This window comes from Micromonospora chersina, assembly GCF_900091475.1.
In the GTDB taxonomy this organism is placed as follows: domain Bacteria; phylum Actinomycetota; class Actinomycetes; order Mycobacteriales; family Micromonosporaceae; genus Micromonospora; species Micromonospora chersina.
Genome location: NZ_FMIB01000002.1, coordinates 6,041,523 through 6,066,416 on the forward strand (window position 1 = coordinate 6,041,523; position 24,894 = coordinate 6,066,416).

Consider the following 24,894-nt stretch of genomic DNA (forward strand, 5'->3'; position numbering starts at 1 on the left):
GGGCCGCCCTCACGGGTGCTCCATCACCAGCACGGCGAAGGTGCCGGGGGCCAGCGCCTCGTACCGGTGCGGGGTGTCGCCGGGGAACGTGGCGTAGTCGCCCGGCCCCAGCTCGACCAGGTCTGTCTCCGGGCCGAGGCGCATCCGCCCGGCCGCCACCACGACGTGCTCGACGCTGCGCGGCGTGTGGGCCTCGGCGAGCCGTACGGCCCCGGGTTCCAGCTCCATGACGTAGACGTCGCGCCGGGCGTGGGGCGCGCCGGCGGCGAGCAGGGTGGCCGAGAAGTCGGCGTGCTCGGAGCGGATCCGCGGTCCCTCCCCGGCGCGGACCACGCGGACGGCGGCGGTGGGGGGCTCGACCAGGCGGCTGAACGGTACGCCCAGCGCCACCCCGAGCGCCCAGAGCGTCTCCACGCTGGGGTTGCCGACGCCCGACTCCAGCTGGGAGAGGGTGGACTTGGCGATGCCGGCGCGGCGGGCCAGCTCGGTCAGCGACAGCCCCGCCCGGTCCCGCTCCCGCCGCAGGGCGGCCGCGATGGTGGCGAGCGGGGGAGCGGGGTCCATCGCCATCTGTTCGCTCCATCGGTCGGTTTGTTCGGTTTGACGAACGCGGGTCCTGTGTTCAGGATAATGGACCATGCGTACGGCATATCGAACGGGCGACGCCCGCGTGCTCCGCGACGTCGCCGCCATCGGGGCCGCGATGGCCGCCGTGGGCGCGTCGTTCGGCGCCGTGGCGGTGGCCGCCGGCCTGCCCGCCTGGGCCACCCTGGCCATGTCGGTGCTCGTGTACGCGGGCGGCGCCCAGTTCATGGCCGTGGGCCTGGTCGCGGCCGGCAGCCCGCTCGCGGCCGTCCTCGCCGGCCTGCTGCTCAACGCCCGGCACCTGCCGTTCGGCCTGGCCCTCGGCGGCGCCCTGGGCCCCCGGCGCTGGCAGCGGCTGCTCGGCAGCCACCTCATGACCGACGAGGCGACCGCGTTCGCCCTCGCGCGCCCGGCCGGTCCCGGGCGCCGGCACGCGTTCTGGCTCGCCGGGGTGCTGCTCTTCCTGGCCTGGAACGCCGGCACCGGCCTCGGCGTGCTGGTCGGCGACCCGGCCGCGCTGGGGCTCGACGCCGCCTTCCCGGCCGGGCTGGCCGCCCTGCTGCTGCCCAGCCTCCGCGACCGGGAGACCCGCCGGGTGGCGCTCACCGGCGCCGGACTGGCCGTGGTGGCCACCCCGCTGCTGCCGGCCGGGCTGCCGGTGCTCCTCGCGCTCGCCGCCCTGGTCCTGCCGCTGCTGGCCCGCCGCCGGACGACAGCCGCGCCGGACGACCCGGGCGCCGGCCGGGAAGCCCGCGGTGCCACCCCGGACGACCCGGGCGGCGGGCCGGCGGACGGTGACGGGTCGGTGCGGGTCGTGCGGGCCGGGGAGGCGTCGTGCTGATCGCGGTGATCCTCGCCCTGGCCGCCGGCACCTACGGCTTCCGCGTCGCCGGGGTGCTGCTGCGCGACCGGCTGTCGCTGCCCGAGTGGGCCCGCCAGTTGCTGCCGGTCGGCGCGGCCGCCCTGCTGGCCGCCCTCGCCGCCACCGCGGCGCTGACCGAGGCCGGCGGCTTCGCCGGCTACGCCCGGCCCGCGGGGGTACTGGTCGGCCTGCTGCTCGCCGCGCGGCGGGCGCCCTTCGTGCTGGTCGTGGTCGCGGCCGCGGGCACCACGGCGCTGCTGCGCCTGCTCGGGGTGGCCTGACGACGACACCGGCCCCTCCCCGCCGGAGCGGGAAGGGGCCGGTTCCAGGTCGCGGCGCGGCGTCAGAGCCGCCGGGCGGGCCCGGTCAGATCTTGTCGCCGATGTTCACCCGCGGCGCCGGGGCACGCATCTTGCGGAAGGTGATCGACCGCATGATCGCGTAGAAGTAGAGCGAGCCGAGCCGCTCGGTGCTCTTGGGGTAGCGCTCGCGGACCAGCTTCTTGATCTTCCGCGAGATCAGCACCGAGTCGATCACCACGCCGAGCGCCAGGGCGCCCCAGAGCACGTTCGACAGCAGCCGGACGATCGGCGGCATGGCCTGGTTGGAGCCGACCAGCACGATCAGCGCGCCACCGAAGAACCAGGTGCCCACCGTACGCCGGGAGTCGACCACGTTGCGGGCCAGCAGCCGCTCGGGGCCCCGGTCGCGCGGGCCGCCCTCCCGCCGGAACTCGGCCGCCGACTCGGCGCGCGCCGCCCGGCGCTGCTCCCGGGCCTCCTCCTTGGTCAGCGGCTTCGCGGGCCCGGCGATGCGCCGGCCGGCGGCCGGGCGCTTCGGGGTCTCGCGTCCCTTGGCGGGCGTGTAGCCCCGGGGCTGGGCAGCGGCGGGCGCCTCGTCGGTCGTCACCGGGGTGACGGACTCCTCGACCAGGTCGGTGGGCTTACGGCGAAACAGCGACGGCACGCCGGCAAGGGTAGCCAACCAGCCGCGCCCGGTGCACATCGCGGGTGCACCGGGCGCGGGAGTTGTCGTAGCGGGAGGAGCGGTACGGCGTCAGGGGCGCTCGACGTGCGCGCCCAGGTCCGCCAGCTTGGCCTCGAAGTCCTCGTAGCCCCGGTTGATCAGGTCGACGCCGTACACCCGGGAGGTGCCCTCGGCGGCCAGCGCCGCGATGAGGTGGCTGAAACCGGCCCGCAGGTCCGGGATGACCAGGTCGGCCGCGTGCAGCTTGCTGGGGCCGGCGATCACCGCGGAGTGCTTGAAGTTGCGCCGGCCGAAGCGGCAGGGGGTGCCGCCCAGGCAGTCGCGGTAGACCTGGATGTTGGCGCCCATCGTGTTCAGCGCCTCGGTGTAGCCGAGCCGCTGCTCGTAGACGGTCTCGTGCACGATCGACAGGCCGCGGGCCTGGGTCAGCGCCACCACGAGCGGCTGCTGCCAGTCGGTCATGAAGCCCGGGTGCACGTCGGTCTCCAGCGCCACGGCGTTCAACTCGCCGCCTGGGTGCCAGAACCGGATGCCGCCCTCCTGGCCGGGCCGGCCGCCGCGCGGCGGGCGCAGGTCGGTCACCTCGTACTCGCCGCCGACCGAGCGGAAGATGTTCAGGAAGGTCATCATGTCGGCCTGCTGGGCGCCCAGCACCTCGACGTGACCCCGGGTGGCCAGCGCGGCCGCCGCCCAGCTCGCCGCCTCGATCCGGTCCGGGATCGGCCGGTGGGTGTAGCCGCTGAGCCGCTTCACGCCCTGGATCTCGATCACCCGGTCGGTGTGGACCTTGATGATCGCGCCCATCTTCTGCAGCACGCAGATCAGGTCGATGATCTCGGGCTCGACCGCGGCGTTGCGCAGCTCGGTGACGCCCTCGGCCATCACCGCGGTGAGCAGCACCTGCTCGGTGGCGCCCACGCTCGGGTACGGCAGGGCGAACTTGGTGCCGTGCAGCCCGTTCGGCGCCGACAGGTGCAGCCCCTCCGGGGTCTTCTCCACTGTCGCGCCGAACTCGCGCAGCGCCTGGAGGTGGAAGTCGATCGGGCGCGGGCCGATGTGGCAGCCGCCGAGGTCCGGGATGAAGGCGTGGCCGAGCCGGTGCAGCAGCGGGCCGCAGAACAGGATCGGGATGCGGCTGGAACCGGCGTGCACGTTGATCTGGTCGGTGCTGGCGCTCTCGACGTTCGACGGGTCGAAGACCAGCTCGCCGTCCTCCTCGCCGTCGCTGACCTTGACGCCGTGCAGGCCCAGCAGCCCGCGGACGACCTCCACGTCCCGGATCCGCGGCACGTCGAACAGCCGGCTGGGGGTGTCGCCCAGCAGGGCGGCAACCATCGCCTTGGACACGAGGTTCTTCGCGCCGCGTACGCGGATCCGCCCTTCGAGCGGGGTGCCTCCGTGTACGACCAGGACGTCGTCGGTCAACGCAACCTCCAGCGCGTTGGTGCTGCCGTGTAGATGAGTGGGGTGCACGATCTGCATCGCTACCCGAATGGCGGCCCGGTCAAAACGGTCCGCGTGCATCGTCGCCCCGGCAGCATAGCCCTCCGTGACGAAAATGGAATCGGTCACATCACCAGCGAGGGCACGAACCGGGGATTCCGGTGCGTTTCCGTACCAGTGATGTGACCGAGGGTGATCAGGCGCCCGGAAGGGCGAGCATCTGGTCCAGCGCGGCCCGGGCGTGCCGGGCCGTGTCCGGGTCCACGGTGATCTGGTTGACCACCCGGCCGGCGACCAGCTCCTCCAGGGCCCAGACCAGGTGCGGCAGGTCGATGCGGTTCATCGTCGAGCAGTAGCAGACCGCCCGGTCGAGGAACATGATCTGCTTGTCCGGGTGGGCCAGCGCCAGCCGGCGGACCAGGTTCAGCTCGGTGCCGACGGCCCAGGCCGAGCCGGCCGGGGCCGCCTCGATGGTCCTGATGATGTATTCCGTCGAGCCCACCTGGTCGGCGGCGTTGACGACCTCGTGCCGGCACTCGGGGTGGACCAGCACGTTGACCCCCGGCACCCGCTCGCGCACGTCGTTGACGCTGTCGAGGGTGAAGCGGCCGTGCACCGAGCAGTGCCCGCGCCACAGGATCATCTTGGCGTCGCGCAGCTGCTCCGCGGTGAGCCCGCCGTTGGGCTTGTGCGGGTCGTAGAGCACGCAGTCGTCGAGCGAGAAGCCCATCTCCAGGACGGCGGTGTTGCGGCCCAGGTGCTGGTCGGGGAGGAAGAGGACCTTCTGCCCCTGCTCGAACGCCCAGTCCAGCGCCCGCTTCGCGTTCGAGGAGGTGCAGACCACGCCCCCGTTACGGCCGACGAAGCCCTTGATGTCCGCCGAGGAGTTCATGTACGTGACCGGGACGGTGTCCGCGGCGATGCCCAGCTCGGTCAGCACGTCCCAGGCGGTCTCGACCTGCGACAGCACCGCCATGTCGGCCATCGAGCAGCCGGCGGCGAGGTCGGGCAGGATGACCTTCTGGCGGTCCGAGGTGAGGATGTCGGCGCTCTCGGCCATGAAGTGCACGCCGCAGAAGACGATGTACTCCGCGTCGGGGCGGGCCGCCGCCTCCCGGGCGAGCTTGAACGAGTCGCCTGTCACGTCGGCGAACTGGATCACCTCGTCGCGCTGGTAGTGGTGGCCCAGCACGAAGACCTTCGTGCCGAGCGCGGCCTTCGCCGCGGCCGCCCGGGCCACCAGGTCCGGGTCGCTCGGCGCGGGGAGGTCACCCGGACACTCCACGCCACGCTCGGTGGCGGGGTCGCTGCCGCGGCCGAGGAGCAGCAGCGCAGTGGCGGTGTTGGAGGGCTCAACCCAGGTCGAAGTCACGTCACCCATGGTCCCACAGCGGGACGGCCGCGCAGCCGTCACGGATGTGGCCTGCCACACTGCTCGGCATGCGCGTGCTGCTCTGCCCGGACAAGTTCGCCGGCACGCTGCCGGCCCAGGAGGTGGCCGCCGCGGTGGCCGAGGGCTGGCGGACGGTGTCCCCCGCCGACGAGCTGCTGATCCGGCCGCTGGCCGACGGCGGTCCCGGGTTCGTCGCCGTGCTCGCCGAGGCGCTCGGCGGCCGGCTGCTGCCGGTGCCGACGGTCGACCCGCTGGGCCGGCCCGCGGCCGGTGAGATCCTGCTCACCGACGACGGCGTGGCGTACCTGGAGAGCGCCCAGGCGTGCGGGCTGCACCTGCTCTCCGCCGCCGAGCGGGACCCGAAGGCGACCACCTCCTACGGGCTGGGGCTGCTGGTCGCCGCCGCGGTCGAGGCGGGAGCGCGGACCGTGGTGGTCGGGCTGGGCGGCTCGGCCACCAACGACGGCGGCGCCGGGATGCTCACCCCGCTCGGGGTCACCCCGCTCGACGAGGCCGGCCGGGCCCTCCCGTACGGCGGGGCGGCCCTCGCGGCGGTGGCCGGGCTGGACGGCGCGCCCCGGCTGCGCGGCGCGGCGCTGGTCGCCGCCACCGACGTCGACAACCCGCTGCTCGGTCTGCACGGCGCCAGCAGCGTGTACGGCCCCCAGAAGGGCGCCACCCGCGCGGACGTGCTGCTGCTCGACGCCGCGCTGGAGCGCTGGGCGGCCGTGCTGGAGAAGGACCTGCGGGGCTGCCCGGCGGGGCTCGGCGCGCTGCCCGGCGGCGGCGCGGCAGGCGGGATTGGCGCGGCGGTCCTCGCGCTCGGCGGCCGGTGCGAGTCGGGCATCGGCCTGGTCACCCGGGCCATCAACCTGGACGCGGCGCTGGACGCCGCCGACCTGGTGATCACCGGCGAGGGCTCCTTCGACCACCAGTCGCTGCGCGGCAAGGTGGTCGCCGGGGTGGCCGGGGCCGCCCGCGACCGCGGGGTGCCCTGCGTGGTGCTGGCCGGCCGGGTGAGCACCGGGCGGCGGGAGGCCGCCGCCGCCGGTGTCACCGAGGCGCACAGCCTGGTGGAGCACTTCGGCGGCGAGGAGCGCGGGGGAGTGGAGGCGGCGATGAGCCGCCCGGCCGAGGGCCTGCGCGCGCTCGGCGCCCGGCTCGCCGGCCAGTGGAGCCGCTGAGGCGACCCGGACCGCCTTCCCCGGCGTGACAGGTGTCGCGCACCCGACGGTCCCGGCCCGCAACGCGGCGCGGATCCGGCGCGTGTGCCGGAGGACACGGGACGAGGAGGTCGACATGACCACAGGCACGGCTGACCTGACCAGGGACCCGGCGACACGGCGGCGGACCGGCCGCCGGCTGGCCGCGCTGGCGGCGGGCGCGGCCGCCCTCGCGCTCACGGCCTGCGGCGCGGCACGGGAGGGCACCTCGGCCACCGCCCCGACTCCGACGGCCTCGGCGACCCCGACCGCCTCGGCAGCCGCGGCGGTATCGGCCACCTCGCCGGCCCGGGAAGCCCCGTCGGCCACGGCGCGACCGACGACCCGCCCCGCCTCCGGGACCCCGGACTGCCGGACCGCCGACCTCTCGATGGCGTCCGCCGGCTCGTCCGGCCACGCCGGCAGCGGGACCGCCTACCTCGCGCTGGCGAACCGGTCCGGCGGGCGCTGCGCGCTCGCCGGCTTCCCCGACATCCGGCTGGTCGACGCCGCGGGCCGGGCCCTTCCGGTGCGGGTGCGGCACCACCTCGCCGCCCACCGCGTGGTGCTGGCGCCCGGCGGCACGGCCTGGACCGCGGTCACGGTCAGCCACGTGCCCAGCGCCGACGACGAGGGAGCGCCGTGCGACCCGCCGGCCGCCGCGCTCCGGCTCACCCCGCCGGGCGGCGCCGGCTACCTGGCCGCCGAGGGTGCCTGGCGGGCCTGCGGCGGTACGGTCGAGGTGGATTCGTTCACCGCCGGGCGCCCGCCGGCCGCCTGACGGCCCGCCGCCGACCGGGGCGAGTCCGTCGTCACGCCGCCGGGTGACCTCGGTGGGAGCGGCGTACGATCGGATCTGGACCACACCGGGAATCACTGGCGGACGTGCGGCGTTGGCCAGTGCGTCCGGACCCCATACCGCGCAGGGAGACTTCCACGTGACCACGCCAGCGCAGACCGAGTCGACCGAGGCCAAGGCCCCCAGCACCGTCGTCCTCACCGACGTCGCGGCGCAGAAGGTCAAGGCCCTGATCGAGCAGGAGGGCCGTGACGACCTGCGGCTCCGGGTCGCGGTGCAGCCGGGCGGCTGCTCCGGCCTGCGGTACCAGCTGTTCTTCGACGAGCGGTCGCTCGACGGTGACGTCGTCACCGACTTCGGCGGCGTCGAGGTCGTCGTCGACCGGATGAGCGCCCCCTACCTGGCCGGCGCCACCATCGACTTCGCCGACCGGATCGACGCCCAGGGCTTCACCATCGACAACCCGAACGCCGGCAACTCCTGCGCCTGCGGCGACTCGTTCAGCTGAGTCGACCGGGCCCACGACGCCTGCCCTGAACGGCGGGACCATCCCTCACGGGCTGGTCCCGCCGTTCTCTGTCTCCGGAGAGCCCCGGCCGGGACCGTCCGGCGGATGTCTGGACCGTGACGTCCGGATGTGCGGGGGACGGCCGGTTGTCGACCGACCCCGTCCGAGCGGGCGGGGCGACCGGTAGGCTGACCCGCGCCGTGCTCCCGACCACGAGGGTTGACATGAAGATCGCCGTGACCGGCTCGATCGCGACCGACCACCTGATGAGCTTCCCCGGCCGGTTCGCCGACCAGCTCATCGCCGACCAGCTGGACAAGGTCTCGCTCTCCTTCCTCGTCGACGAGCTGGTGCTCCGGCGCGGCGGCACCGCCGCGAACATCGCCTTCGGCATGGCCCAGCTCGGGCTCCGCCCGGTGCTGCTCGGCGCGGTCGGTGCGGACTTCGCCGACTACCGGTCGTGGCTGGAGCGGCACGGCGTCGACTGCGACTCGGTGCACGTCAGCGAGATCGCCCACACGGCCCGCTTCGTCTGCACGACCGACACCGACATGTGCCAGATCGCCTCGTTCTACGCGGGTGCGATGAGCGAGGCCCGCAACATCGAGCTGGCCCCCGTGGCGCAGCGGCTCGGGGGTCTCGACCTGGTGCTGGTCAGCGCCAACGACCCGGCCGCGATGATCCGGCACTCCGCCGAGTGCCGCGAGCGCGGTTACGCCTTCGTGGCCGACCCGTCGCAGCAGCTCGCCCGGATGGACGGCGCGGACGTGCTCGGCCTGGTCGACGGCGCCGACTACCTGATGACCAACGAGTACGAGAAGTCGCTGCTCCAGAGCAAGGCCGGGCTCACCGACGCCCAGCTGCTGGACCGGGTCAAGGTGCGGGTCACCACGCTCGGCAAGCAGGGCGTGGAGATCGCCGGCCGCGATGTCGGCACCATCCACGTGCCGATCGCCCGCGAGATCCAGGCCGTCGACCCGACCGGTGTCGGCGACGGCTTCCGGGCCGGCTTCTTCGCCGCGCTCAACTGGGGCGTCAGCCTGGAGCGCGCCGCGCAGGTCGGCTGCCTGCTCGCCACCCTGGTGCTGGAGAACTTCGGCGGCCAGGAGTACGAGGTCCGCCGCGACCTGTTCGTCAAGCGGCTCGCCGAGTCGTACGGTGACGCCGCCGCCGAGGACGTCCGCCCGCACCTCCAGTGACCCCGCCCGGGGACGCCCGGCCGCGCCTGAAACGGCCGGGCGGACCCGAACGCCGGCCCGGTCAGTGGGTGCGGCGCACGTCGTAGCCCGGACCCTCCGGATGCGCGGCCACGAACTCCTGGCCGCGCATCCGGCACCAGGCCGGGATGTCCACGGCCGCGGCCGGGTCGTCGGCGAGCACCCGGACCACCGCGCCGACCGGCAGCTCGGGCAGCCGCCGGGCGAGATTGATCACGGGCAGCGGGCAGCGCTGGCCCCGGCAGTCGAGCACCGCGTCCGGCCCGCTCACAGCCCGGTCACCCCCGCCTCCGCTCGCAGGTCCGCGACGATCCCCGGCAGTTCGGCGAGGAACCGGTCGACGTCCGCCTCGGTGGTCTCCCGGTGCAGCGACACCCGGACGTTGCCGTGCGACAGCACCCCCATGGCCTCCAGCACGTGTGACGGCCGCAACGTCGACGAGGTGCACGACGAGCCGGAGGAGACCGCGAAGCCCCGCCGGTCCAGTGCGTGCAGCAGCGCCTCGCCGTCCACGTACAGGCAGGAGAAGGTGACCAGGTGGGGGAGGCGGTCCACCGGGTCGCCCACCACCTCCACGTCCGGCACCTCGGCGGCCACCCGGGCCCGGATCCGGTCCACCAGCGGCCGCAGCCGGGCCGCCTCGGCCGCCGCGTCGGCCGCCGCCGCGCGCAGGCTCGCCGCCGCGGCCACCACCGCCGGCAGGTTCACCACCCCGGGGGTACGCCCCGACTCCCGCTCGTCGGCCGGGAACGGCGACTCCCACCGGGTGCCCTTGCGCACCACCAGCACACCGACGCCGGGCGGCCCGCCCCACTTGTGCGCGCTGGCGGTCAGCACCGACCAGCCGGCCGGCAGCGGCGCCCGGCCGGCCAGCTGCGCCGCGTCGACGTACAGCGGCACCCCGGCCTCGGCGCACAGCTCCGCCGCCGCGGGCACCGGCTGCACCGTGCCCACCTCGTGACTCGCCCCGATCAGGGCGGCCAGGGCCACCCCGGGCGCGGCCACCGCCGCCGCCCAGGCGTCCAGGTCCACCCGGCCGAGCCGGTCCACGGGTACGGACACCGCGTCGCCCCCGCCGGCCACGTGCCGCTCCGCGGCGTGCAGCACCGCCGAGTGCTCGATCGCCGAGTGCACCAGCGCCGCCCCGGCCCGGCGCCGCCCCGACAGGCCACCGAGCACGGCGGCGTGCGCTGCCGTCGTACCGCTGGGGGTGAAGGACAGCTCGTCGGCGCGGACGCCGAGGGTCTGCGCGGCGGCCTCGCGGGCGGCGTCGAGGAGCTGGCGGGCCCGGCGGGCCTGGCCGTAGAGCCGGGCCGGGTCGGCCCAGCCGTCGTCAAGCGCGGCCAGCAGCGCCTGCCGTGCGACCGGGTGCAGCGGCGCGGCGGTGGCCGCGTCCAGGTAGACCGGATTTGCGCTCACGAAGCCTGACGCTATCGCGCCGGTACGCCCAAGATCCCCCCGATGGGGGCGGACAGCGACCCCAAGACGGTCAGGCCCGTCATGGTCGAGTAATCTGCGACCGTCGGTGACGCCTTTGCCGTCGGTGTCGAGCGAAACAATCACCGCGGCGCGCTAGGGAGGCAGGACCAGGTGGTCGCAAGGAGTTCGGAGGTACGGCCGTCGGCCGTACGGCACAGCGCTTCCTCGGGGGCCGGTGGGCGCCGGCGGCGTGGTGCCGGTCGACTCGCCGGGCTCGGTCTCGGCGGAGCCGCGCTGCTGGTTCTGCTCACCGGCTGCGACGTCGGCAAGACGTTCGGCGGCTTCGGGTGGCCGCAGGGCGGCATCACCCCCGAGTCGCACCGCATGTACGACCTCTGGATCGCGTCCTGCATCGCGGCCCTCGCGGTCGGCGTGTTCGTCTGGGGCCTGATCTTCTGGTGCGTGATCCGCTACCGGAAGCGCGGCAACGCCCTGCCGGTGCAGACCCGCTACAACCTGCCGATGGAGTTCCTCTACACCATCGCGCCGATCCTCGTGGTCTCCGTGCTCTTCTACTACACCGCGGTGGTGCAGACCGACGTGGTGAAGGAGTCGAAGAACCCCGACGTCACCGTCGAGGTCGTCGCCTTCAAGTGGAACTGGCAGTTCAACTACCGCGACGGCCAGGGCCGCGACGCCAACACCGTCGCGTCGGTGCTGGGCACCAGCGAGGTCATCCCGGTGCTGGTCCTGCCGAGCGGCAAGTCGATCCGGTTCGAGGAGCAGAGCCGCGACGTCATCCACTCCTTCTGGGTGCCGGAGCTGCTGTTCAAGCGCGACGTCATGCCGGGCAGCATCCGCAACACCTTCGAGGTCTCCAGCATCGACCAGGAGGGCGCGTTCGTCGGCCGCTGCGCCGAGCTGTGCGGCAGCTACCACGCCTTCATGAACTTCGAGCTGCGGGTCGTCTCGCCGGAGAAGTACGAGCAGTTCCTGGCTGCCAAGAAGGACGGCAAGTCGACGCAGGAGGCGCTCAAGGCGATCGGCGAGCCCGAGTACGCCACCGAAACCGTGCCGTTCAAGACGCGGCGCAACACCGCCAACTTCAACCCGTCCGACGCGACGGCCGGCGCGGGAAGCTGAGGGGTCCGGCATGAAGACCGAGTGGAAGATCTTCCTCACCATCGCGACGTTCCTCCTCGGCGCGACGATCCTCTACGGCGCGTGGACCTACGGCGACGGCGGCCGGGTCGAGTGGATCGGCACCGTCGCGCTGCTGCTGTCGTTCCTGCTCTGCGCCATGTGCGGTGGCTTCTTCTGGTTCGTCTCGCGGCGCATCGACCTGCGTCCGGAGGACCGGCCGGACGGCGAGATCGCCGACGGCGCCGGCGAGATCGGCTTCTTCAGCCCGGGCAGCTACTGGCCGTTCGGCCTGGCCCTGGCCGCCGCGATCGCGGGTCTCGGCCTGGTCTTCTGGCAGTTCTGGCTGATCGGCCTGGGCCTCGTGACTGTCGTCTTCGCCGCCTGCGGCCTGCTCTTCGAGTACTACTCGGGCACCCGCCGCACCGCCGAGCACTGACCCGACCCACCACCGGAAGGCCCGCGCCCCTCAGGGGCCGCGGGCCTTCCGCGTCTCCGCGCACTCCGCTGCCCCGCGCCTCCCGCTGTAGCGCGCCTCCCGCCCTCGCCTCCCGCTGTCGTGCGTCGATCATGAGGTTGCCGGCGTGTTTCGCCCTTTCCGCCGCCGCCAACCTCATGATCGTCGGCAGGGCCGGCGGGTTTCGTTGTTGATCATGAGGTTGGCGGTGCGGTTCGCCCTCTTTGTCGCGGCGAACCTCATGATCGTTGCGGGCGGCGGGGGATCTTGGACAGTTGTCGTTCGAGGCGAACGTAGGTGTCCAAGACCGGGCGTCCGGGTGGCCGAGCGGAGGCTGACCGCGGCGGCGACGTGGCCGCCCTGGCGGCGCAGCGCGCCGCGGCGGTGGTGTGCTTGCGGTGGGTGGGCGGCGTGGACCGGCGGAGGGTTGGGTGAACTCGTGCGCACGGCGGCGGGCCCGTTGCGCGCGCCTGCCGCCTGCGGAGGTGCTCTGGTCCTTCGGGCGACGGGCGACGGGCGACGGGCGACGGGCGACGGGCGACGGGCGGCGGGCGGGGGTGGCCCGGAAGAGGGAGTCCCCCCGGCCGCCGGCGGTCGGCGAGCGTCGGGTGTGGCGGGTCGGGGCGGGCGCCGGTGGCGGTGTCAGCGTGCCGGGTCGCCAGGCTCGGGCATCGCGGCTCTCGGGCGCCGGCGGGGTCGCGTCGTTCTACGGCGCGGCCGGTGGCCCGGAGACGACCGTGGCGAGCGTCGACCCGGGGTCAGGCGGCCTGGCGGTGGGGGGTGCGGGTGGCGCGGCGGCGGTGGTGCAGCCGCGGGGCGGGGAAGGCGAAGGTGGCGATGAGCACGGCCGCCCCGCAGCCGGTGCAGACCAACTCCGGGCAGTCGGCGTCGTGCCCGTCGACGCAGGGGGGCGCCTCGAAGAGCACGACGCCCTCGCAGCCGTCGCAGTAGAGCTCGCGGTCCGACACGGGCGTCTCCTCTCGCTCCGGTGCCCGCCGACGGGCGGTGGCGCCATCGGCGGAAAACGGAAAATTACTCCCGTGTAGTTTGGCACGCGGGTCCGACAAAACCGGACGGCACCCGGGCTCAGAGCGAGCCGGCCACCTCCAGCCAGCGCTCCAGGGCGCCGGCGGCCGCCCCCGAGTCGATCGACTCGGTGGCCCGGACCAGGCCGGCGCGCAGCGCCTCGTGCAGGTCGCCGTCGAGCGGGCCCTGGGTGGCCAGCGCGACCGCGGCGTTCACCAGCACGGCGTCGCGGACCGGGCCTGTCTCACCGGCCAGCAGCCGCCGGACCACGCCGGCGTTGTACGCCGCGTCACCGCCGCGCAGGTCGGCCAGGGTGGCCCGGGGTACCCCGAGTTCGGTCGCGTCCAGCAGCGCCTCCCTGACGGCCCCCTGCTGGGCCACCCAGACGCGGGTCGGCGCGCCCGTGCTGAACTCGTCCAGCCCGTCCTCGCCGCGCACCACGATGACCGAGTCGCCGCGGGCGGCGAAGACGGCCGCCATCACCGGAGCCATCCGCGGGTCGAAGCAGCCCACGGCGCCGGCCCGCGGGCGGGCCGGGTTGGTCAGCGGGCCGAGGAAGTTGAACGCCGTGGGCACGCCGATCTCGCGGCGGACCGGGCCGGTGTGGCGCATACCGGGGTGGAACCGGGCGGCGAAGCAGAAGCCGATGCCGGCCTCGGTCACGCAGCGGGCCACCTGCTCCGGGTCCAGGTCCAGCGGGACGCCGAGGTACTCCAGCACGTCCGCGGTGCCGCACGAGGACGAGGCGGCCCGGTTGCCGTGCTTGACCACGCGGACGCCGGCGCCGGCGACCACCAGCGCGGCCATGGTGGAGATGTTCACCGTGTGGGCGAGGTCGCCGCCGGTGCCCACCACGTCCAGCGCGCCGGCCCGCACCTCCTCCGGCAGCGTCACCGGGACGGCCCGGGTCAGCATGGCCTCGACCAGGCCGCCCAGCTCGGCCGGTGTCTCGCCCTTGGTGCGCAGGGCCACGGCGAAGCCGGCGATCTGGGCCGGGGTGGCCGAGCCGGCCATGATCTCGCCCATCGCCCAGGCGGTGTCGGCGGTGGAGAGCTCCTCACCGCGCAGCAGCGCGTTGAGCAGAAGCGGCCAGGTCCGTTCGCCCATGGCGGGCCTCCCGAGCGGGGGTGTGAGCGGGTGGGGCGGCCGTCATCCGGTCCGTGGCGCCGGACGGGCGGTGCGGCGGGCCGGACCACGGCCGGTGGCCGTCATCCGCCCGTCGGCGCCGTCCGGCCCGAGGGCCGGATCATGGCCGGGGTCGGTGCCACGGCCGCGTCGCCGTGGCGCCGGGACGACGACTCCGGGTCGCGGCGCGTGCCCCGAGCCGGAGTCGCCGAAGGGTGGCTCAGGCCGCGGCGTGCGTGCGCCGCAGCAGCTCGGCGACGGTGGTGCCGGCGGTCACCGGGTCGAGCGGGTGGGTCAGGGTGGCGTCGACCTCGGCGTACGCGGCCAGCCAGCGGTCGGCGGCGCGGGCCAGCACCACGCACGTCGGCGGGGCGTCGTCCCGGTCGTCCTTGATCTGGCGGGCGATGCCGAGGCCGCCGCCGGGGCTCGCCTCGCCGTCGAGCAGGAGCAGGTCGATCTCGTAGTCGTCGACCAGCCGGACGCAGCCGGCGTAGTCGTCGGCCTCGACGAACTCGATCTCGAGCCCGGGCGCGGGCCGGGTGCCCACGGCGAGTCGCATCCGGTCACGGACCTTCGGGTCGTCGCTGTAGAGCAGGACGGTGCAAAGACGATCGCTCATCGTGACGTGGCTCCCACCTCGTAGCTGCCCGCTGATCGTAGCGGGCGTCACATCCGGCCGATCGCCCCGCCCTGGCGTGCCCCGGTGCCCGTCAGGCGCTCGCCTCGGCGGCGCGCTGGCGAGCCTCCTGGCGGTCGAGCTCGCGGTCCAGGCGGCGGGCCTCGCGCTCGGACTGCTTGATCCACTGCACGACCAGCACGGCCAGCATGGTGACGCTGACGAACTCGCCGCCGGCCCAGAGCACGCCACCGGCGACCACCTGGTCGTTCCACGGATCGGACCAGCTCAGGTGCAGCGACGGGTACCAGTCGCCGCCGAGCAGGGTGGTGCTCTGCATGATGGTGAGCCCGAGCACGGTGTGGAACGGCACCGAGAGCAGCATGAGCAGCGCCCGGGCCGGGTACGGCCAGCGCCCGGGCAGCGGGTCGAGGCCGAGCAGCGGCCAGAAGAACACGCAGCCGGTCATGATGAAGTGCGCGTGCACCAGCTCGTGCGCCCACTCGTGCCGGAGGGTGATCTCGTACAGGCCGGTGAAGTAGAGGGCGAACGGGTTCACCACGAAGATGGCGAACGCCACCAGGGGGAAGCTGTAGACCCGGGCGATCCGGCTGTGCACGATCGCCAGCAGCCGCTTGCGCGGGCGCACCGGCAGGGTGCGCAGGGCGAGCGTCACGGGCGCGCCGAGCGCCAGGAAGATCGGCGCGATCATGGACAGCACCATGTGCTGGACCATGTGCACCGACAGCAGGGCGGTGTCGTAGGCGCCCAGCCCGCTGACCGTGACCGCGGCGATGCCGCCCAGGCCCGGGACGAGGAAGCAGACGGTACGGACCACCGGCCAGCGGTCGCCGCGCAACCGCAGCCGGTACACCCCGTAGAGGTAGAGACCGGCGGCCAGCACGAGGCCGAGGGCGAGCCAACTGTCCAGCCGGGTCTCGGTCAGGACCCGGGCCACGGTGAACGGCGGCGGGACCGCCTCGCCCCCCGCCGCGAGTGTCGCCGGGGCCACCGAGGTGGGGGCGAAGATCGGATCGACGTGCAGCACGCTTTTCAGGGTAGGTCAGGCGAAGCGGACGACCCCGATCGGGCCACTGATGGCACAGGTTTGGCACCCCGCTGATCGTCGGTCCCGGTCAAGGGCAATAATGACCGCGTGACTGCGGCCCCAGCCATTGACAAGAGCCGGATCCACTCCCTGACCCGACCCAACATGGTCAGCGTCGGGACGATCGTGTGGCTCTCCAGCGAACTCATGTTCTTCGCGGCGCTGTTCGCGATGTACTTCTCGATCCGCGCGGCGGCGCCGGAGCAGTGGGAGAAGCACACCGAGATCCTGAACATCCCCTATGCGACCACCTTCACGGTGATCCTGGTGCTGTCCTCGGTGACCTGCCAGCTCGGTGTCTTCGCGGCCGAGAAGGGCGATGTCCACGCCCTCCGTCGGTGGTTCACGATCACCTTCGTGATGGGCCTCATCTTCGTCCTCGGTCAGGCGAACGAGTACCGCAACCTGGTGCACGAGGGCGTCAAGATCAACGAAGACGGTTACGGGTCGATGTTCTACCTGACGACCGGCTTCCACGGCCTGCACGTGACCGGCGGTCTGGTCGCGTTCGTCATCTTCATGATCCGCACCACCATGGGCCGGTTCACCCCGGCGCAGGCGACCTCGGCGATCGTCGTGTCCTACTACTGGCACTTCGTCGATGTCGTGTGGATCGGGCTCTACGCCATGATCTACTGGCTCCAGTGATCTTGGCGCGTCACGTACCGCGCCGCTGCTCCGTCCCCTGAGACAAGGTCCAACCGGTTAAGGACACAGGTCATGACTTCTGACAACGACCGCCGACGCGGTCTGCTCGCGCGCCTGCGCGGGCGGCCCGTAGCGCGCAGCAGGGGCCGCCGCCGGCTGGGTGCCGCGGTCCGGCTGGCCGCCGCGCTGATGCTGGCCGGCGGCGCCTACACCGTCTTCGCCCCCGGCGTGCAGGCGCAGGACAACCCGCCCCTGAGCGCCGCCGCCAACGAGGGCAAGGCGCTGTTCGACGTGAGCTGTGTGACCTGTCACGGTCGCAACGCCCAGGGCGTCGAGGGACGCGGCCCGAGCCTGATCGGCGTCGGGTCGGCCTCGGTCGAGTTCCAGGTCAGCAGCGGTCGCATGCCGATGGCCCGGCAGGAAGCCCAGGCCATGCGCAAGCCCCCGGCGTTCACCGACGAGCAGGTGCGCCAGCTCGGCCAGTACATCCAGGAGCTCGGCGGCGGCCCGCAGGTGCCGCAGGGCGACCTGCGCGAGGGCGCGAACATCTCCACCGGTGGTGAGCTGTTCCGGATCAACTGCTCGCAGTGCCACGCCTTCGGCGCCGGTGGCGGCGCCCTCTCCTCGGGCAAGTACGCGCCGAGCCTGAAGCCGGCCAGCGACCGGCAGATCTACGCCGCCATGCTGAGCGGCCCGCAGAACATGCCGGTGTTCGGCGACAACCAGATCTCTCCGGAGGAGAAGGCGGACATCATCGCCTACATCCAGGAGAACCTGAAGAACACCCAGGACCAGGGCGGTTTCAACCTGGGCCGGTACGGCCCGTCGACCGAGGGTCTCGCGATCTTCCTGGTCGGCATCGTCGCGCTGGTCTTCACGAGCCTGTGGATTGCGGGCAAGTCGTGACCGGGCGGATCATTCGTTTCAGTGCTGTGGCGCCGACCCCCGGCGTCACCCGTAGCGAGGTGACGGCATGAGCACCCACACCGAGCACCAGGCCCCGCAGGGCCGGGAGCCGCTCGACGTGAACGACCCCCGGCTCTCCCGGTTCGAGATCGTCCAGGAGGGCGCGCGGCGGGACGACATCGAGATCGTCCACTACGAGCCGCAGGTGGTCCCGGGCAGCAAGGCGGAGCGCCGGCTGACCCGCACGGTCGCGACGATGTTCCTGCTGACCGGCGCCGCGGCCACCGCCTTCCTGGTCATCTACATCTGGTGGCCGTGGAAGTGGGAGGCCGGTCGCGGCGGCGACAAGTTCTACACCCCACTGCTCGGCCTGACCCTGGGCGTCGCGCTCCTCGGCATCGGCTTCGGCATCCTCACCTGGGGCAAGAAGCTGCTGCCCAAGGAGGTCTCGATCCAGGACCGGCACGACCAGCCGGGTTCCCCGGAGGACCGCCGGATCACCGGCGAGACGATGCTCTACATGGCCGACGAGCTCGGCGTGAAGCGCCGTCCGCTGCTCGGCATCTCGCTGCTCGCCGGCCTGGCGCCGGTCGGTGCGGTCGTCGCGGCGCCGCTTGTCGGTGGCCTGATCTCGGACCCGCACAAGAACAACCAGATGTTCACCACCGGCTTCAAGCCGGCCTCGGACGGCAAGCGGATCCGGCTGATCCGCGAGGACGGCCGCCCGATCCGCCCGGCGGACGTCAGCGTCGGCGGCCAGCTCACCGTGTTCCCGGGCATCGAGGGCGGCGTAAGCAACAAGCACGCCGACTCGCCGACCCTGCTGATCCACCTGCGCGAGGACGACGCGCAGAAGTCGCGCGCCGCCAACGAGCGCAAGGGCCACGGCGACTACATGTGGGGCAACTACGTCGCGTTCTCCAAGATCTGCACGCACGCCGGTTGTCCGGCCAGCCTCTACGAGCAGCAGACCAACCGGCTGCTCTGCCCCTGCCACCAGTCGCAGTTCCTCATCACCGACAACGCCAAGCCGGTCTTCGGCCCGGCGAACCGGCCGCTGCCCCAGCTGCCGATCGAGGTGGACGAGGAGGGCTTCTTCGTGGCGAGGTCCGACTACACCGAAACCATCGGTCCCGACTTCTGGGAGCGGCCATGAAGCGCCGAAAGTTTGATGCGGCCGCGCTGCCGGCCAAGAGCGCCGGGGCGGTGGACGACCGCTTCCAGGTGGCGACCCCGCTGCGCAAGCTGCTGAACAAGGTCTTCCCCGACCACTGGTCCTTCCTGCTGGGCGAGATCGCGCTCTTCTCGTTCGTCGTCCTGCTGCTGACCGGCGTCTTCCTGACGTTCTTCTACGAGCCGGCGATGACCGAGGTGGTCTACGACGGCAGCTACGCCCCGCTGCGGGGCACCCCGATGTCGGCCGCCTACGCCTCCAGCCTGGACCTGTCGTTCGACGTCCGGGGCGGTCTGGTCATGCGGCAGATGCACCACTGGGCGGCGCTGCTGTTCATGGCGTCGATCGTGGTGCACATGCTGCGGGTGTTCTTCACCGGCGCGTTCCGCAAGCCGCGGGAGACCAACTGGATCATCGGCTCGCTGCTGTTCTGGGTGGGCTTCCTCGCCGGTTTCACCGGCTACTCGCTGCCGGACGACGGCCTCTCCGGCACCGGCCTGCGGATCGCCTCCGGCATCATGCTGTCGATCCCGGTGATCGGGTCCTGGGTCACCTCGTCGATCTTCGGCGGGGAGTTCCCGGGCACCATCATCATCAGCCGGTTCTTCATCGCCCACGTGCTGCTCATCCCGGGCCTGCTGGTGGCGCTGATCAGCGTCCACCTGGGCCTGGTCTTCAAGCAGAAGCACACCCAGTGGCCCGGCCCCGGCCGGACCAACGAGAACGTGGTCGGCGAGCGGATGTTCCCGCGCTACGCGCTCAAGCAGGGCGGCTTCTTCATGGTCGTCTTCGGCGTGATCGCGCTGATGGGTGGCCTGTTCCAGATCAACCCGATCTGGTACTTCGGCCCGTACGAGGCGTGGGTGGTTTCGGCCGCCAGCCAGCCCGACTGGTACGTCATGTTCCTCGACGGCTCGACCCGACTCATGCCGGCCTGGGAGATCAGCATCCCGATCGGGGACGGCTACGTGATCCCGCCGCTGTTCTGGCCGACCGTCGTGCTTCCCGGCATCCTGGTGATGATCTCCCTGTTCTACCCGTTCCTGGAGGCGCGCCGCCTCAAGGACTACAAGCACCACAACCTGCTCCAGCGGCCCCGGGACGTGCCGGCCCGGACCGCGGCTGGCGCGATGGCCGTGGCGTTCTTCATCGTGCTGACCCTCTCGGGCGGCAACGACGTCATCGCCGACAAGTTCCACATCAGCCTGAACGCGATGACCTGGGCGGGCCGGATCGGCCTGCTTGTCGTCCCGCCGATCGCCTACTACCTCACCTACCGGATCTGCCTGGGTCTCCAGCAGCACGACCGGGAGGTGCTGGCCCACGGCGTGGAGACCGGCATCATCAAGCGGCTGCCCGACGGCCGGTTCGTCGAGGTCCACCAGCCGCTCACCCCGACCGACGGGCACGACGGCCACGGCCCCGCGCTGGACTACGTCGGCTGGGTGGTGCCGAAGAAGATGAACCGGCTCGGGGCCCTCGGCCCGGCCATCCGGGGCTTCTTCTACCCGATCGAGAAGCCGGCCGAGGCGCCGGTCTCGCCGGGGCACCCGCCGGTCGAGCCCCGACCGGAGCGGGAGGAGATCGGCAGCGGCGAGAGCCGCCGCTGACCCACCCGGGTACGACTGACCGTGGCGCCCGCCGGATCATCCGGCGGGCGCCACGGCCGTTTTCCGGCCCTGCCGTCCCGTTCCGCCCGGCGGACGCCCGTCGGCCCCCCTCCGGTGCCCCGCCACCCCCTGACACGGACGGGTGGAATCGCAGGAATAACCCCGGTCAGCCGGGTATCCGTGCGGTCCAACGTCTCAAGGGGGGGAAAGCATGTTGGGAATCAAACGCCTGGGCCTGCTGGCCGCGCTGGTGCTCGTGGGGCTGGCGCCGGCCGCGGCGGCCCAGGCCGCGGCACAGCCGTCGACGCAGGACAGCCAGTACCTGCAGGCGGTGCACCAGGTGAACCTGTTCGAGATCACCGCCGGTAACCTGGCGCAGCAGAAGGGCCAGAACCAGCAGGTCAAGGACCTGGGCAAGATGTTCGTCACGGACCACACCCAGCTGGACCAGACGGTGCAGTCCACCGCCCAGCAGCTCAACGTCCAGCTGCCGTCCGACCCGACGGCCGACCAGCAGAAGGTCCTGGACCGGCTGAACAACCTGAGCGGCGCCGAGTTCGACAAGGCGTGGGTGACCGCCCAGTTGGCCGGCCACGTCCAGGCCATCCAGGCGACCCAGACCGAGATCTCGCAGGGTTCCGAGCAGTCGGTGGTCCAGATCGCCCAGGACGCCCTGCCGGTCCTCCAGGCGCACTACGACGCGCTGGTGGCCCTGGCCCAGACCCTGGGCGTCCCGGTCCCGCAGACCAGCGGCAGCGGCACGCCCAGCCCGGGCGGCACCGGCACCGAGTCGCCGGCTCCGGGCGGCACCGAGTCGCCGGCCCCGGGTGGCACCGGCACCGAGGCGCCCGCTCCGGGCACCACGGAGACCCCGGCGCCCGGCCAGAGCTGACGCGTACGGCCGACGGTGGCCGGTCCGCCCCACGGGGGCGGGCCGGCCACCCGCGTGCGGTCAGTCGGCGTTGGCCAGCCCGATCGCGAACGCCTCCTCCAGGTCGTGCTGGGAGTAGGCGCGGAACGCGATGTGCGACTCGGTGTTGATGACCCCGGGCACCTTGGAGATGCTGCCGGCGATGACCTGGGCGATCTGCTCGAACTCGCGGACCCGGACCATGGCGATCAGGTCGACGTGCCCGGCCACCGAGTAGACCTCGCTGACGCCGGGCAGGTTGGCCAGCGTCTCGGCCACCTCGGGAATGGAGTCGGTGGCGCAGTCGATCAGCACGATCGCGGTGATCACGGGACATTTCTCCGTTCGTCGGCGTCGAGGCCCATGCTAGAGGCTCCGCGGGTCACGGGGCCGCCGGGACGGTGAGGTCGCCGCCGGCCCGGATCACCTGGCTGAGGCGTTCGCCCGCGGCGACCGTCGCGCCGGGCCACACGACCGACCGGTCCACCGCCCCGCGCACGACGGCGCCCGCCCCGACCACCGAGCGGGTCACCGGCCCGTCGACCGTGGCGGACGGGTCGACCAGGCCGCCGGGGCCGGCGGCGTGCAGGTTCGCGGCCAGGTAGTCGGCCGGGGTGCCGGTGTCGTAGAAGGTGCCCCGCCAGGGGACGACGGTGAGCGCGCCGGCCGCCTCCGCCGGTCGCCACACCGCCCGGACCAGGTCGCCGAAGGCCGCCGGCAGCTCCCGGACCAGCCGCCACGGCAGCAGTGAGAACCCCACGAACCGGTGGCCGTCGAAGGTGCCGGGCGCCGCCGGGTCGTCGGCCGGCTGGCCGAGCAGGCGTACGCTCCGCCCGTCCCAGCCGTCCAGCAGCGCCGCCACGTCCGGCCCCGGCGGGGTGTCCGGGTCGGCGAGGTACGCGTCGGCGTTGCCGACCAGCACCCCCCGCCCGGCGATCCAGTCGCGCAGGTTGCCCAGCCCGCCGGCGGTGCCGAGCGGGTCGCCCGGCTCGACCGACAGGTGCGCGCGGGCGCCCACGTGCGCCACCACCTGCCCGCCCAGGTAGCAGGCGTTCACCGCGACCCGGTCCGGCCCGGCCAGGCCCAGCCCGGCCAGCCGGTCCAGCGCCCGGTCGAGCAGCGGCACGTTGCCGACCGGGCAGAGCGCCTTCGGCAGGTGCGCGGTGAGCGGGCGCAGCCGCGTGCCCTCGCCGGCGGCGAGCACCACGGCGCAGACGTCCACGGCGGCGCGCCAGCCGGGCCCGGTCGCGGGAGCGGTCACGCGGCGGGTGGCGCCGCCGGCGGGACCTCACCCGCGCGCGGGCCGATGCCGTAGTGGCGGAGCAGGTTGGCGGTGGCCCGGCTCAGCCGGGGCAGGTCGTCCAGCGGGTGCCAGGCGGCCTCGAAGACCTCGGCGCCGTCCACCGCCAGTTCGGTGCGGGACGCCGGCACCTCGGCCTCGAAGACCACGTCCACCCAGCCCTTGGCGTGCACCACGGCGTTCGGCACGGCCGGCCGGAGCCGCTCGGGGGAGAGCCGGATGCCGGACTCCTCGTACAGCTCGCGGGCCGCCCCGACCACCGGCGCCTCGCCGCGCTGCAGCAGCCCGGCCGGGAGGGTCCAGCTGTGGCCGGGCGGCTGGCGCAGCAGCAGGATCCGGCCCGCCCCCTCGGCCTCGGCGTCCCGCACCAGGGTGACCGCGCCGACGATGTACTTCGGCACGGCGAGCCGGACCAGCCGGCGCCGCAGCGGCACCGGCAGCCGGTAGAAGATCTGGTAGCCGAGGGCCCGTCCGGTGGCACGCGCGCGGGGGATCATGCCTGTAAGGCTAGTGGCCGGGTGTCGCCCGTGGCTGAGCGGTGCTCACCTACTGCCGGTGGTCGACCAGATCGATCAGCTGCCGGACCACCGTGTCCGGCTCGACGGTGCGGTCGAAGACCGCCACGAGCAGGGTCTCCAGGTCGGGGTAGCCCAGCTCCTCGGAGAGCCGCAGCAGCGGCAGGTCGCTGGCCAGGCCCCGGTCGTGCTTGCGCAGCGCCAGGCCGATGGTGGCCCGGCCGAGACGGACCTTGTCGGCGATCGAGATGCCCGGCTCGGTGTGCTCGGCGAACCAGCGGTTGATCTGCATCTGGGCGTGCGGGGACTTCACGAAGCCGAGCCACTCGCGGCGCGGCCCGCGCGGCGCCACGTCGGCCTCGAAGCCGCTCTCCGCGTCGCTCTCGGTGAAGATCTCCACCACGTCGCCCTCCTCCAGTTCGGAGGAGAGCGGGGCCAACCGGCCGTTGATCCGCGCGGCGAGACAGTGGTCGCCCCGCTCGGTGCCCAGCTCGTAGGCGAGGTCGACCGGGGTGGCCCCGGCCGGCAGCACCACCTGCCGCCCGTCGGCGACCACCTGGATCTGCGCCTCGGCCAGGTCACAGCGGAGCGACTCCATGAACTGGGTGGGGTCGACCGTCTCCTGCTCCCAGTCGAGCACCCGGCGCAGCCAGGCCAGCTCGTCCGCCCGGTCGCCCGCCCGGCCGGTGGCACGCGGGAAGCGGTAGTGGGCGGCGACGCCGTACTCCGCGGAGCGGTGCATCTCCTCGGTGCGGATCAGCACCTCGACGGTCCGGTCCTGCGGGCCGCAGACGCTGGTGTGCAGGGAGCGGTAGAGGTTGTTCTTGGGTGAGGCGATGAAGTCCTTGAAGCGGCCCGGCACCGGCCGCCAGAGCCCGTGCACCGCGCCGAGCGCGGCGTAGCAGTCGGTGGCCGGGCCGTCCACCACGATGGCGATGCGGGGCAGGTCGTAGGGCGCGGCGTGGTCGCCGGCCACCGTGTCCTTCCAGATCGAGTAGAGGTGCCGGGGGCGGGGACCGACCTCGGCGTCCACGCGGCTGCGGCGCAGCGCCACCCGCGTCTTCGTCACCACGTCGTCCAGGTAGGCGTCCCAGCCCGGCCGGTCGTGCACGAAGCGGGCGATCCGCGCGTGCTCCTCCGGTCGCAGGTGCAGCAGCACCACGTCGTCCAGCTCGCGTTTGAGGGTCTGGATGCCCAGCCGGTCGCAGAGCGGGACGAGCACCTCCTGGGTCTTGCGGGCGATCCGCTCCCGGGAGGCGGCCGAACGGACCCCGAGGGTGCGCATGTTGTGCAGCCGGTCGGCCAGCTTGATGATCAGGACCCGGACGTCCTTGCCGGCCGCCACGATCATCTTGCGGACGGTCTCCGCCTCGGCGGCCTTGCCGTAGAACGCCTTGTCGAACTTGGTCACCCCGTCGACCAGGTGGGCCACCTGACGGCCGAAGTCCTCCTGGAGCGCCTGGAGGGTGTAGCGGGTGTCCTCGACGGTGTCGTGCAGCAGGGCGGCGACCAGGGTGGTGGTGTCCATCCCGAGGTCGGCGCAGATCTGGGCGACCGCGAGGGGATGGGTGATGTACGGCTCGCCGCTCTTGCGGAACTGGCCGCGGTGCATGTTCTCGGCGATCGTGTAGGCCCGCCGCAGGACCGACGCGTCGGCGCTGGGATGGATGCCGCGATGGGCGCGGACCAGCGCGGTGACCGGGTCGCCGTCGGTGGTGGGCCAGGTGAGCAGGGAGCGCAGCCGGCGGGAGAGCGGCAGCTCGCCGGGCTGGGTCGGAAGGGCGCCGCCCAGGGCGGCGCCGTGTCCGGCGTCGACGTCCACCTGGGACACCTCCTCACCCCGGCCCCGGGTCGCCGGAGCCGGCAACCGGGAGCAGGCCCGCGAATCGGGCAGGACTGCACTTCTCTAACAGCCTAAGGGAGTTGACGTAGTCCGATCGGACA

Annotated in this window: 27 protein-coding genes; 13 read left to right on the forward strand and 14 right to left on the reverse strand. The window is 73.2% G+C overall.

The features are described from left to right. Positions 1 to 9: 9 nt before the first annotated feature. The gene (locus GA0070603_RS28180) at positions 10 to 570 is read right to left on the reverse strand and encodes a helix-turn-helix domain-containing protein (RefSeq protein ID WP_091320025.1); all 561 of its coding nucleotides are present in this window, start codon (positions 568 to 570) and stop codon (positions 10 to 12) included. Positions 571 to 637: 67 nt separating this feature from the next. Between GA0070603_RS28180 and GA0070603_RS28185 the strand changes: the two genes are divergently transcribed. Together GA0070603_RS28185 and GA0070603_RS28190 are read left to right on the forward strand one after the other, a co-directional pair. Next, entirely contained in the window at positions 638 to 1,426 is a 789-nt protein-coding gene (locus GA0070603_RS28185; RefSeq protein ID WP_244282632.1) for an AzlC family ABC transporter permease, read from the forward strand. Next, the gene (locus GA0070603_RS28190) at positions 1,420 to 1,728 is read left to right on the forward strand and encodes an AzlD domain-containing protein (RefSeq protein WP_091320028.1); all 309 of its coding nucleotides are present in this window, start codon (positions 1,420 to 1,422) and stop codon (positions 1,726 to 1,728) included. Before GA0070603_RS28185 ends, GA0070603_RS28190 begins: the two co-directional genes overlap by 7 nt. An 85-nt stretch (positions 1,729 to 1,813) precedes the next feature. Here the strand turns inward: GA0070603_RS28190 and GA0070603_RS28195 are convergent, their stop codons facing one another. The 3 genes from GA0070603_RS28195 to nadA all read right to left on the reverse strand — a co-directional run bounded on the left by GA0070603_RS28195 (position 1,814) and on the right by nadA (position 5,249). Further along, positions 1,814 to 2,413 (reverse strand): DUF3043 domain-containing protein, encoded by a 600-nt coding sequence (locus GA0070603_RS28195; RefSeq protein WP_091320031.1) that lies wholly within the window; start codon positions 2,411 to 2,413, stop codon positions 1,814 to 1,816. Between the two features lie 90 nt (positions 2,414 to 2,503). Then, positions 2,504 to 3,859, reverse strand: coding sequence for a UDP-N-acetylglucosamine 1-carboxyvinyltransferase (gene murA / locus GA0070603_RS28200; protein WP_091320033.1), 1,356 nt, complete (start codon positions 3,857 to 3,859; stop codon positions 2,504 to 2,506). A 214-nt stretch (positions 3,860 to 4,073) separates the two neighbouring features. Then, positions 4,074 to 5,249, reverse strand: a complete 1,176-nt coding sequence (gene nadA / locus GA0070603_RS28205; RefSeq protein WP_091322378.1) for a quinolinate synthase NadA — start codon at positions 5,247 to 5,249, stop codon at positions 4,074 to 4,076. Between the two features lie 44 nt (positions 5,250 to 5,293). On the opposite strand from nadA, the gene GA0070603_RS28210 reads away from it, so the two are divergent. The 4 genes from GA0070603_RS28210 to GA0070603_RS28225 all read left to right on the forward strand — a co-directional run bounded on the left by GA0070603_RS28210 (position 5,294) and on the right by GA0070603_RS28225 (position 8,978). Next, positions 5,294 to 6,454 carry a glycerate kinase family protein gene (locus GA0070603_RS28210; protein ID WP_208862958.1) on the forward strand — a complete coding sequence of 387 codons (1,161 nt, stop codon included), beginning with the start codon at positions 5,294 to 5,296 and terminating at the stop codon, positions 6,452 to 6,454. 115 nt (positions 6,455 to 6,569) lie between these two features. Beyond that, positions 6,570 to 7,253, forward strand: coding sequence for a DUF4232 domain-containing protein (locus GA0070603_RS28215; RefSeq protein WP_091320042.1), 684 nt, complete (start codon positions 6,570 to 6,572; stop codon positions 7,251 to 7,253). A 157-nt stretch (positions 7,254 to 7,410) separates the two neighbouring features. Beyond that, a complete protein-coding gene (gene erpA / locus GA0070603_RS28220) occupies positions 7,411 to 7,779 on the forward strand; it encodes an iron-sulfur cluster insertion protein ErpA (RefSeq protein ID WP_091320045.1) in 369 nt (122 codons plus the stop codon). 224 nt (positions 7,780 to 8,003) lie between these two features. Beyond that, positions 8,004 to 8,978 (forward strand): carbohydrate kinase family protein, encoded by a 975-nt coding sequence (locus GA0070603_RS28225; protein ID WP_091320049.1) that lies wholly within the window; start codon positions 8,004 to 8,006, stop codon positions 8,976 to 8,978. Between the two features lie 61 nt (positions 8,979 to 9,039). Here GA0070603_RS28225 and GA0070603_RS28230 read toward each other — a convergent pair whose 3' ends face one another. Beyond that, positions 9,040 to 9,267, reverse strand: a complete 228-nt coding sequence (locus tag GA0070603_RS28230; RefSeq protein ID WP_091320052.1) for a sulfurtransferase TusA family protein — start codon at positions 9,265 to 9,267, stop codon at positions 9,040 to 9,042. Beyond that, positions 9,264 to 10,415, reverse strand: coding sequence for a cysteine desulfurase family protein (locus GA0070603_RS28235; RefSeq protein ID WP_091320055.1), 1,152 nt, complete (start codon positions 10,413 to 10,415; stop codon positions 9,264 to 9,266). The genes GA0070603_RS28230 and GA0070603_RS28235 overlap by 4 nt, the downstream gene beginning before the upstream one ends. Before the next feature lie 171 nt (positions 10,416 to 10,586). Between GA0070603_RS28235 and ctaC the strand changes: the two genes are divergently transcribed. Together ctaC and GA0070603_RS28245 are read left to right on the forward strand one after the other, a co-directional pair. Further along, on the forward strand, positions 10,587 to 11,558 hold the full coding sequence (ctaC, locus tag GA0070603_RS28240) for an aa3-type cytochrome oxidase subunit II (RefSeq protein ID WP_091320058.1): 972 nt from the start codon (positions 10,587 to 10,589) through the stop codon (positions 11,556 to 11,558). Positions 11,559 to 11,568: 10 nt separating this feature from the next. Then, positions 11,569 to 11,994 (forward strand): cytochrome c oxidase subunit 4, encoded by a 426-nt coding sequence (locus tag GA0070603_RS28245; RefSeq protein ID WP_091320061.1) that lies wholly within the window; start codon positions 11,569 to 11,571, stop codon positions 11,992 to 11,994. Positions 11,995 to 12,770: 776 nt separating this feature from the next. On the opposite strand, the gene GA0070603_RS28250 is transcribed toward GA0070603_RS28245, so the two are convergent. The 4 genes from GA0070603_RS28250 to GA0070603_RS28265 all read right to left on the reverse strand — a co-directional run bounded on the left by GA0070603_RS28250 (position 12,771) and on the right by GA0070603_RS28265 (position 15,827). After that, positions 12,771 to 12,980: a hypothetical protein gene (locus tag GA0070603_RS28250; RefSeq protein WP_091320064.1), complete on the reverse strand. Its 210-nt coding sequence runs from the start codon at positions 12,978 to 12,980 to the stop codon at positions 12,771 to 12,773. Positions 12,981 to 13,098: 118 nt separating this feature from the next. After that, positions 13,099 to 14,145, reverse strand: coding sequence for an anthranilate phosphoribosyltransferase (trpD, locus tag GA0070603_RS28255; protein ID WP_091320067.1), 1,047 nt, complete (start codon positions 14,143 to 14,145; stop codon positions 13,099 to 13,101). A gap of 238 nt (positions 14,146 to 14,383) precedes the next feature. Beyond that, on the reverse strand, positions 14,384 to 14,782 hold the full coding sequence (locus tag GA0070603_RS28260; protein WP_091320070.1) for a response regulator: 399 nt from the start codon (positions 14,780 to 14,782) through the stop codon (positions 14,384 to 14,386). Between the two features lie 91 nt (positions 14,783 to 14,873). Continuing rightward, positions 14,874 to 15,827 carry a cytochrome c oxidase assembly protein gene (locus tag GA0070603_RS28265; RefSeq protein WP_091320073.1) on the reverse strand — a complete coding sequence of 318 codons (954 nt, stop codon included), beginning with the start codon at positions 15,825 to 15,827 and terminating at the stop codon, positions 14,874 to 14,876. 108 nt (positions 15,828 to 15,935) lie between these two features. On the opposite strand from GA0070603_RS28265, the gene ctaE reads away from it, so the two are divergent. The 5 genes from ctaE to GA0070603_RS28290 all read left to right on the forward strand — a co-directional run bounded on the left by ctaE (position 15,936) and on the right by GA0070603_RS28290 (position 21,117). Then, a complete protein-coding gene (gene ctaE, locus GA0070603_RS28270; RefSeq protein ID WP_091320077.1) occupies positions 15,936 to 16,535 on the forward strand; it encodes an aa3-type cytochrome oxidase subunit III in 600 nt (199 codons plus the stop codon). A gap of 72 nt (positions 16,536 to 16,607) precedes the next feature. After that, positions 16,608 to 17,441: a cytochrome bc1 complex diheme cytochrome c subunit gene (qcrC, locus tag GA0070603_RS28275; RefSeq protein WP_091320081.1), complete on the forward strand. Its 834-nt coding sequence runs from the start codon at positions 16,608 to 16,610 to the stop codon at positions 17,439 to 17,441. A 67-nt stretch (positions 17,442 to 17,508) separates the two neighbouring features. Continuing rightward, a complete protein-coding gene (qcrA, locus tag GA0070603_RS28280; protein WP_091320084.1) occupies positions 17,509 to 18,597 on the forward strand; it encodes a cytochrome bc1 complex Rieske iron-sulfur subunit in 1,089 nt (362 codons plus the stop codon). After that, the gene (gene qcrB / locus GA0070603_RS28285) at positions 18,594 to 20,225 is read left to right on the forward strand and encodes a cytochrome bc1 complex cytochrome b subunit (RefSeq protein WP_091320088.1); all 1,632 of its coding nucleotides are present in this window, start codon (positions 18,594 to 18,596) and stop codon (positions 20,223 to 20,225) included. Before qcrA ends, qcrB begins: the two co-directional genes overlap by 4 nt. A 211-nt stretch (positions 20,226 to 20,436) precedes the next feature. Further along, the gene (locus GA0070603_RS28290) at positions 20,437 to 21,117 is read left to right on the forward strand and encodes a DUF4142 domain-containing protein (RefSeq protein WP_091320092.1); all 681 of its coding nucleotides are present in this window, start codon (positions 20,437 to 20,439) and stop codon (positions 21,115 to 21,117) included. Positions 21,118 to 21,177: 60 nt separating this feature from the next. On the opposite strand, the gene GA0070603_RS28295 is transcribed toward GA0070603_RS28290, so the two are convergent. Genes GA0070603_RS28295 through GA0070603_RS28310 form a run of 4 tightly spaced genes read right to left on the reverse strand, consistent with a single transcriptional unit; the run spans position 21,178 to position 24,772 of the window. Then, positions 21,178 to 21,465 carry an Lrp/AsnC family transcriptional regulator gene (locus tag GA0070603_RS28295; RefSeq protein ID WP_091122500.1) on the reverse strand — a complete coding sequence of 96 codons (288 nt, stop codon included), beginning with the start codon at positions 21,463 to 21,465 and terminating at the stop codon, positions 21,178 to 21,180. A 52-nt stretch (positions 21,466 to 21,517) separates the two neighbouring features. Continuing rightward, positions 21,518 to 22,396: a nucleotidyltransferase family protein gene (locus GA0070603_RS28300; RefSeq protein WP_091320095.1), complete on the reverse strand. Its 879-nt coding sequence runs from the start codon at positions 22,394 to 22,396 to the stop codon at positions 21,518 to 21,520. Next, entirely contained in the window at positions 22,393 to 22,932 is a 540-nt protein-coding gene (locus tag GA0070603_RS28305; protein ID WP_091320098.1) for an NUDIX hydrolase, read from the reverse strand. The genes GA0070603_RS28300 and GA0070603_RS28305 overlap by 4 nt, the downstream gene beginning before the upstream one ends. A gap of 49 nt (positions 22,933 to 22,981) precedes the next feature. After that, on the reverse strand, positions 22,982 to 24,772 hold the full coding sequence (locus GA0070603_RS28310) for a RelA/SpoT family protein (RefSeq protein ID WP_091320101.1): 1,791 nt from the start codon (positions 24,770 to 24,772) through the stop codon (positions 22,982 to 22,984). Between the last annotated feature and the right edge of the window lie 122 nt (positions 24,773 to 24,894).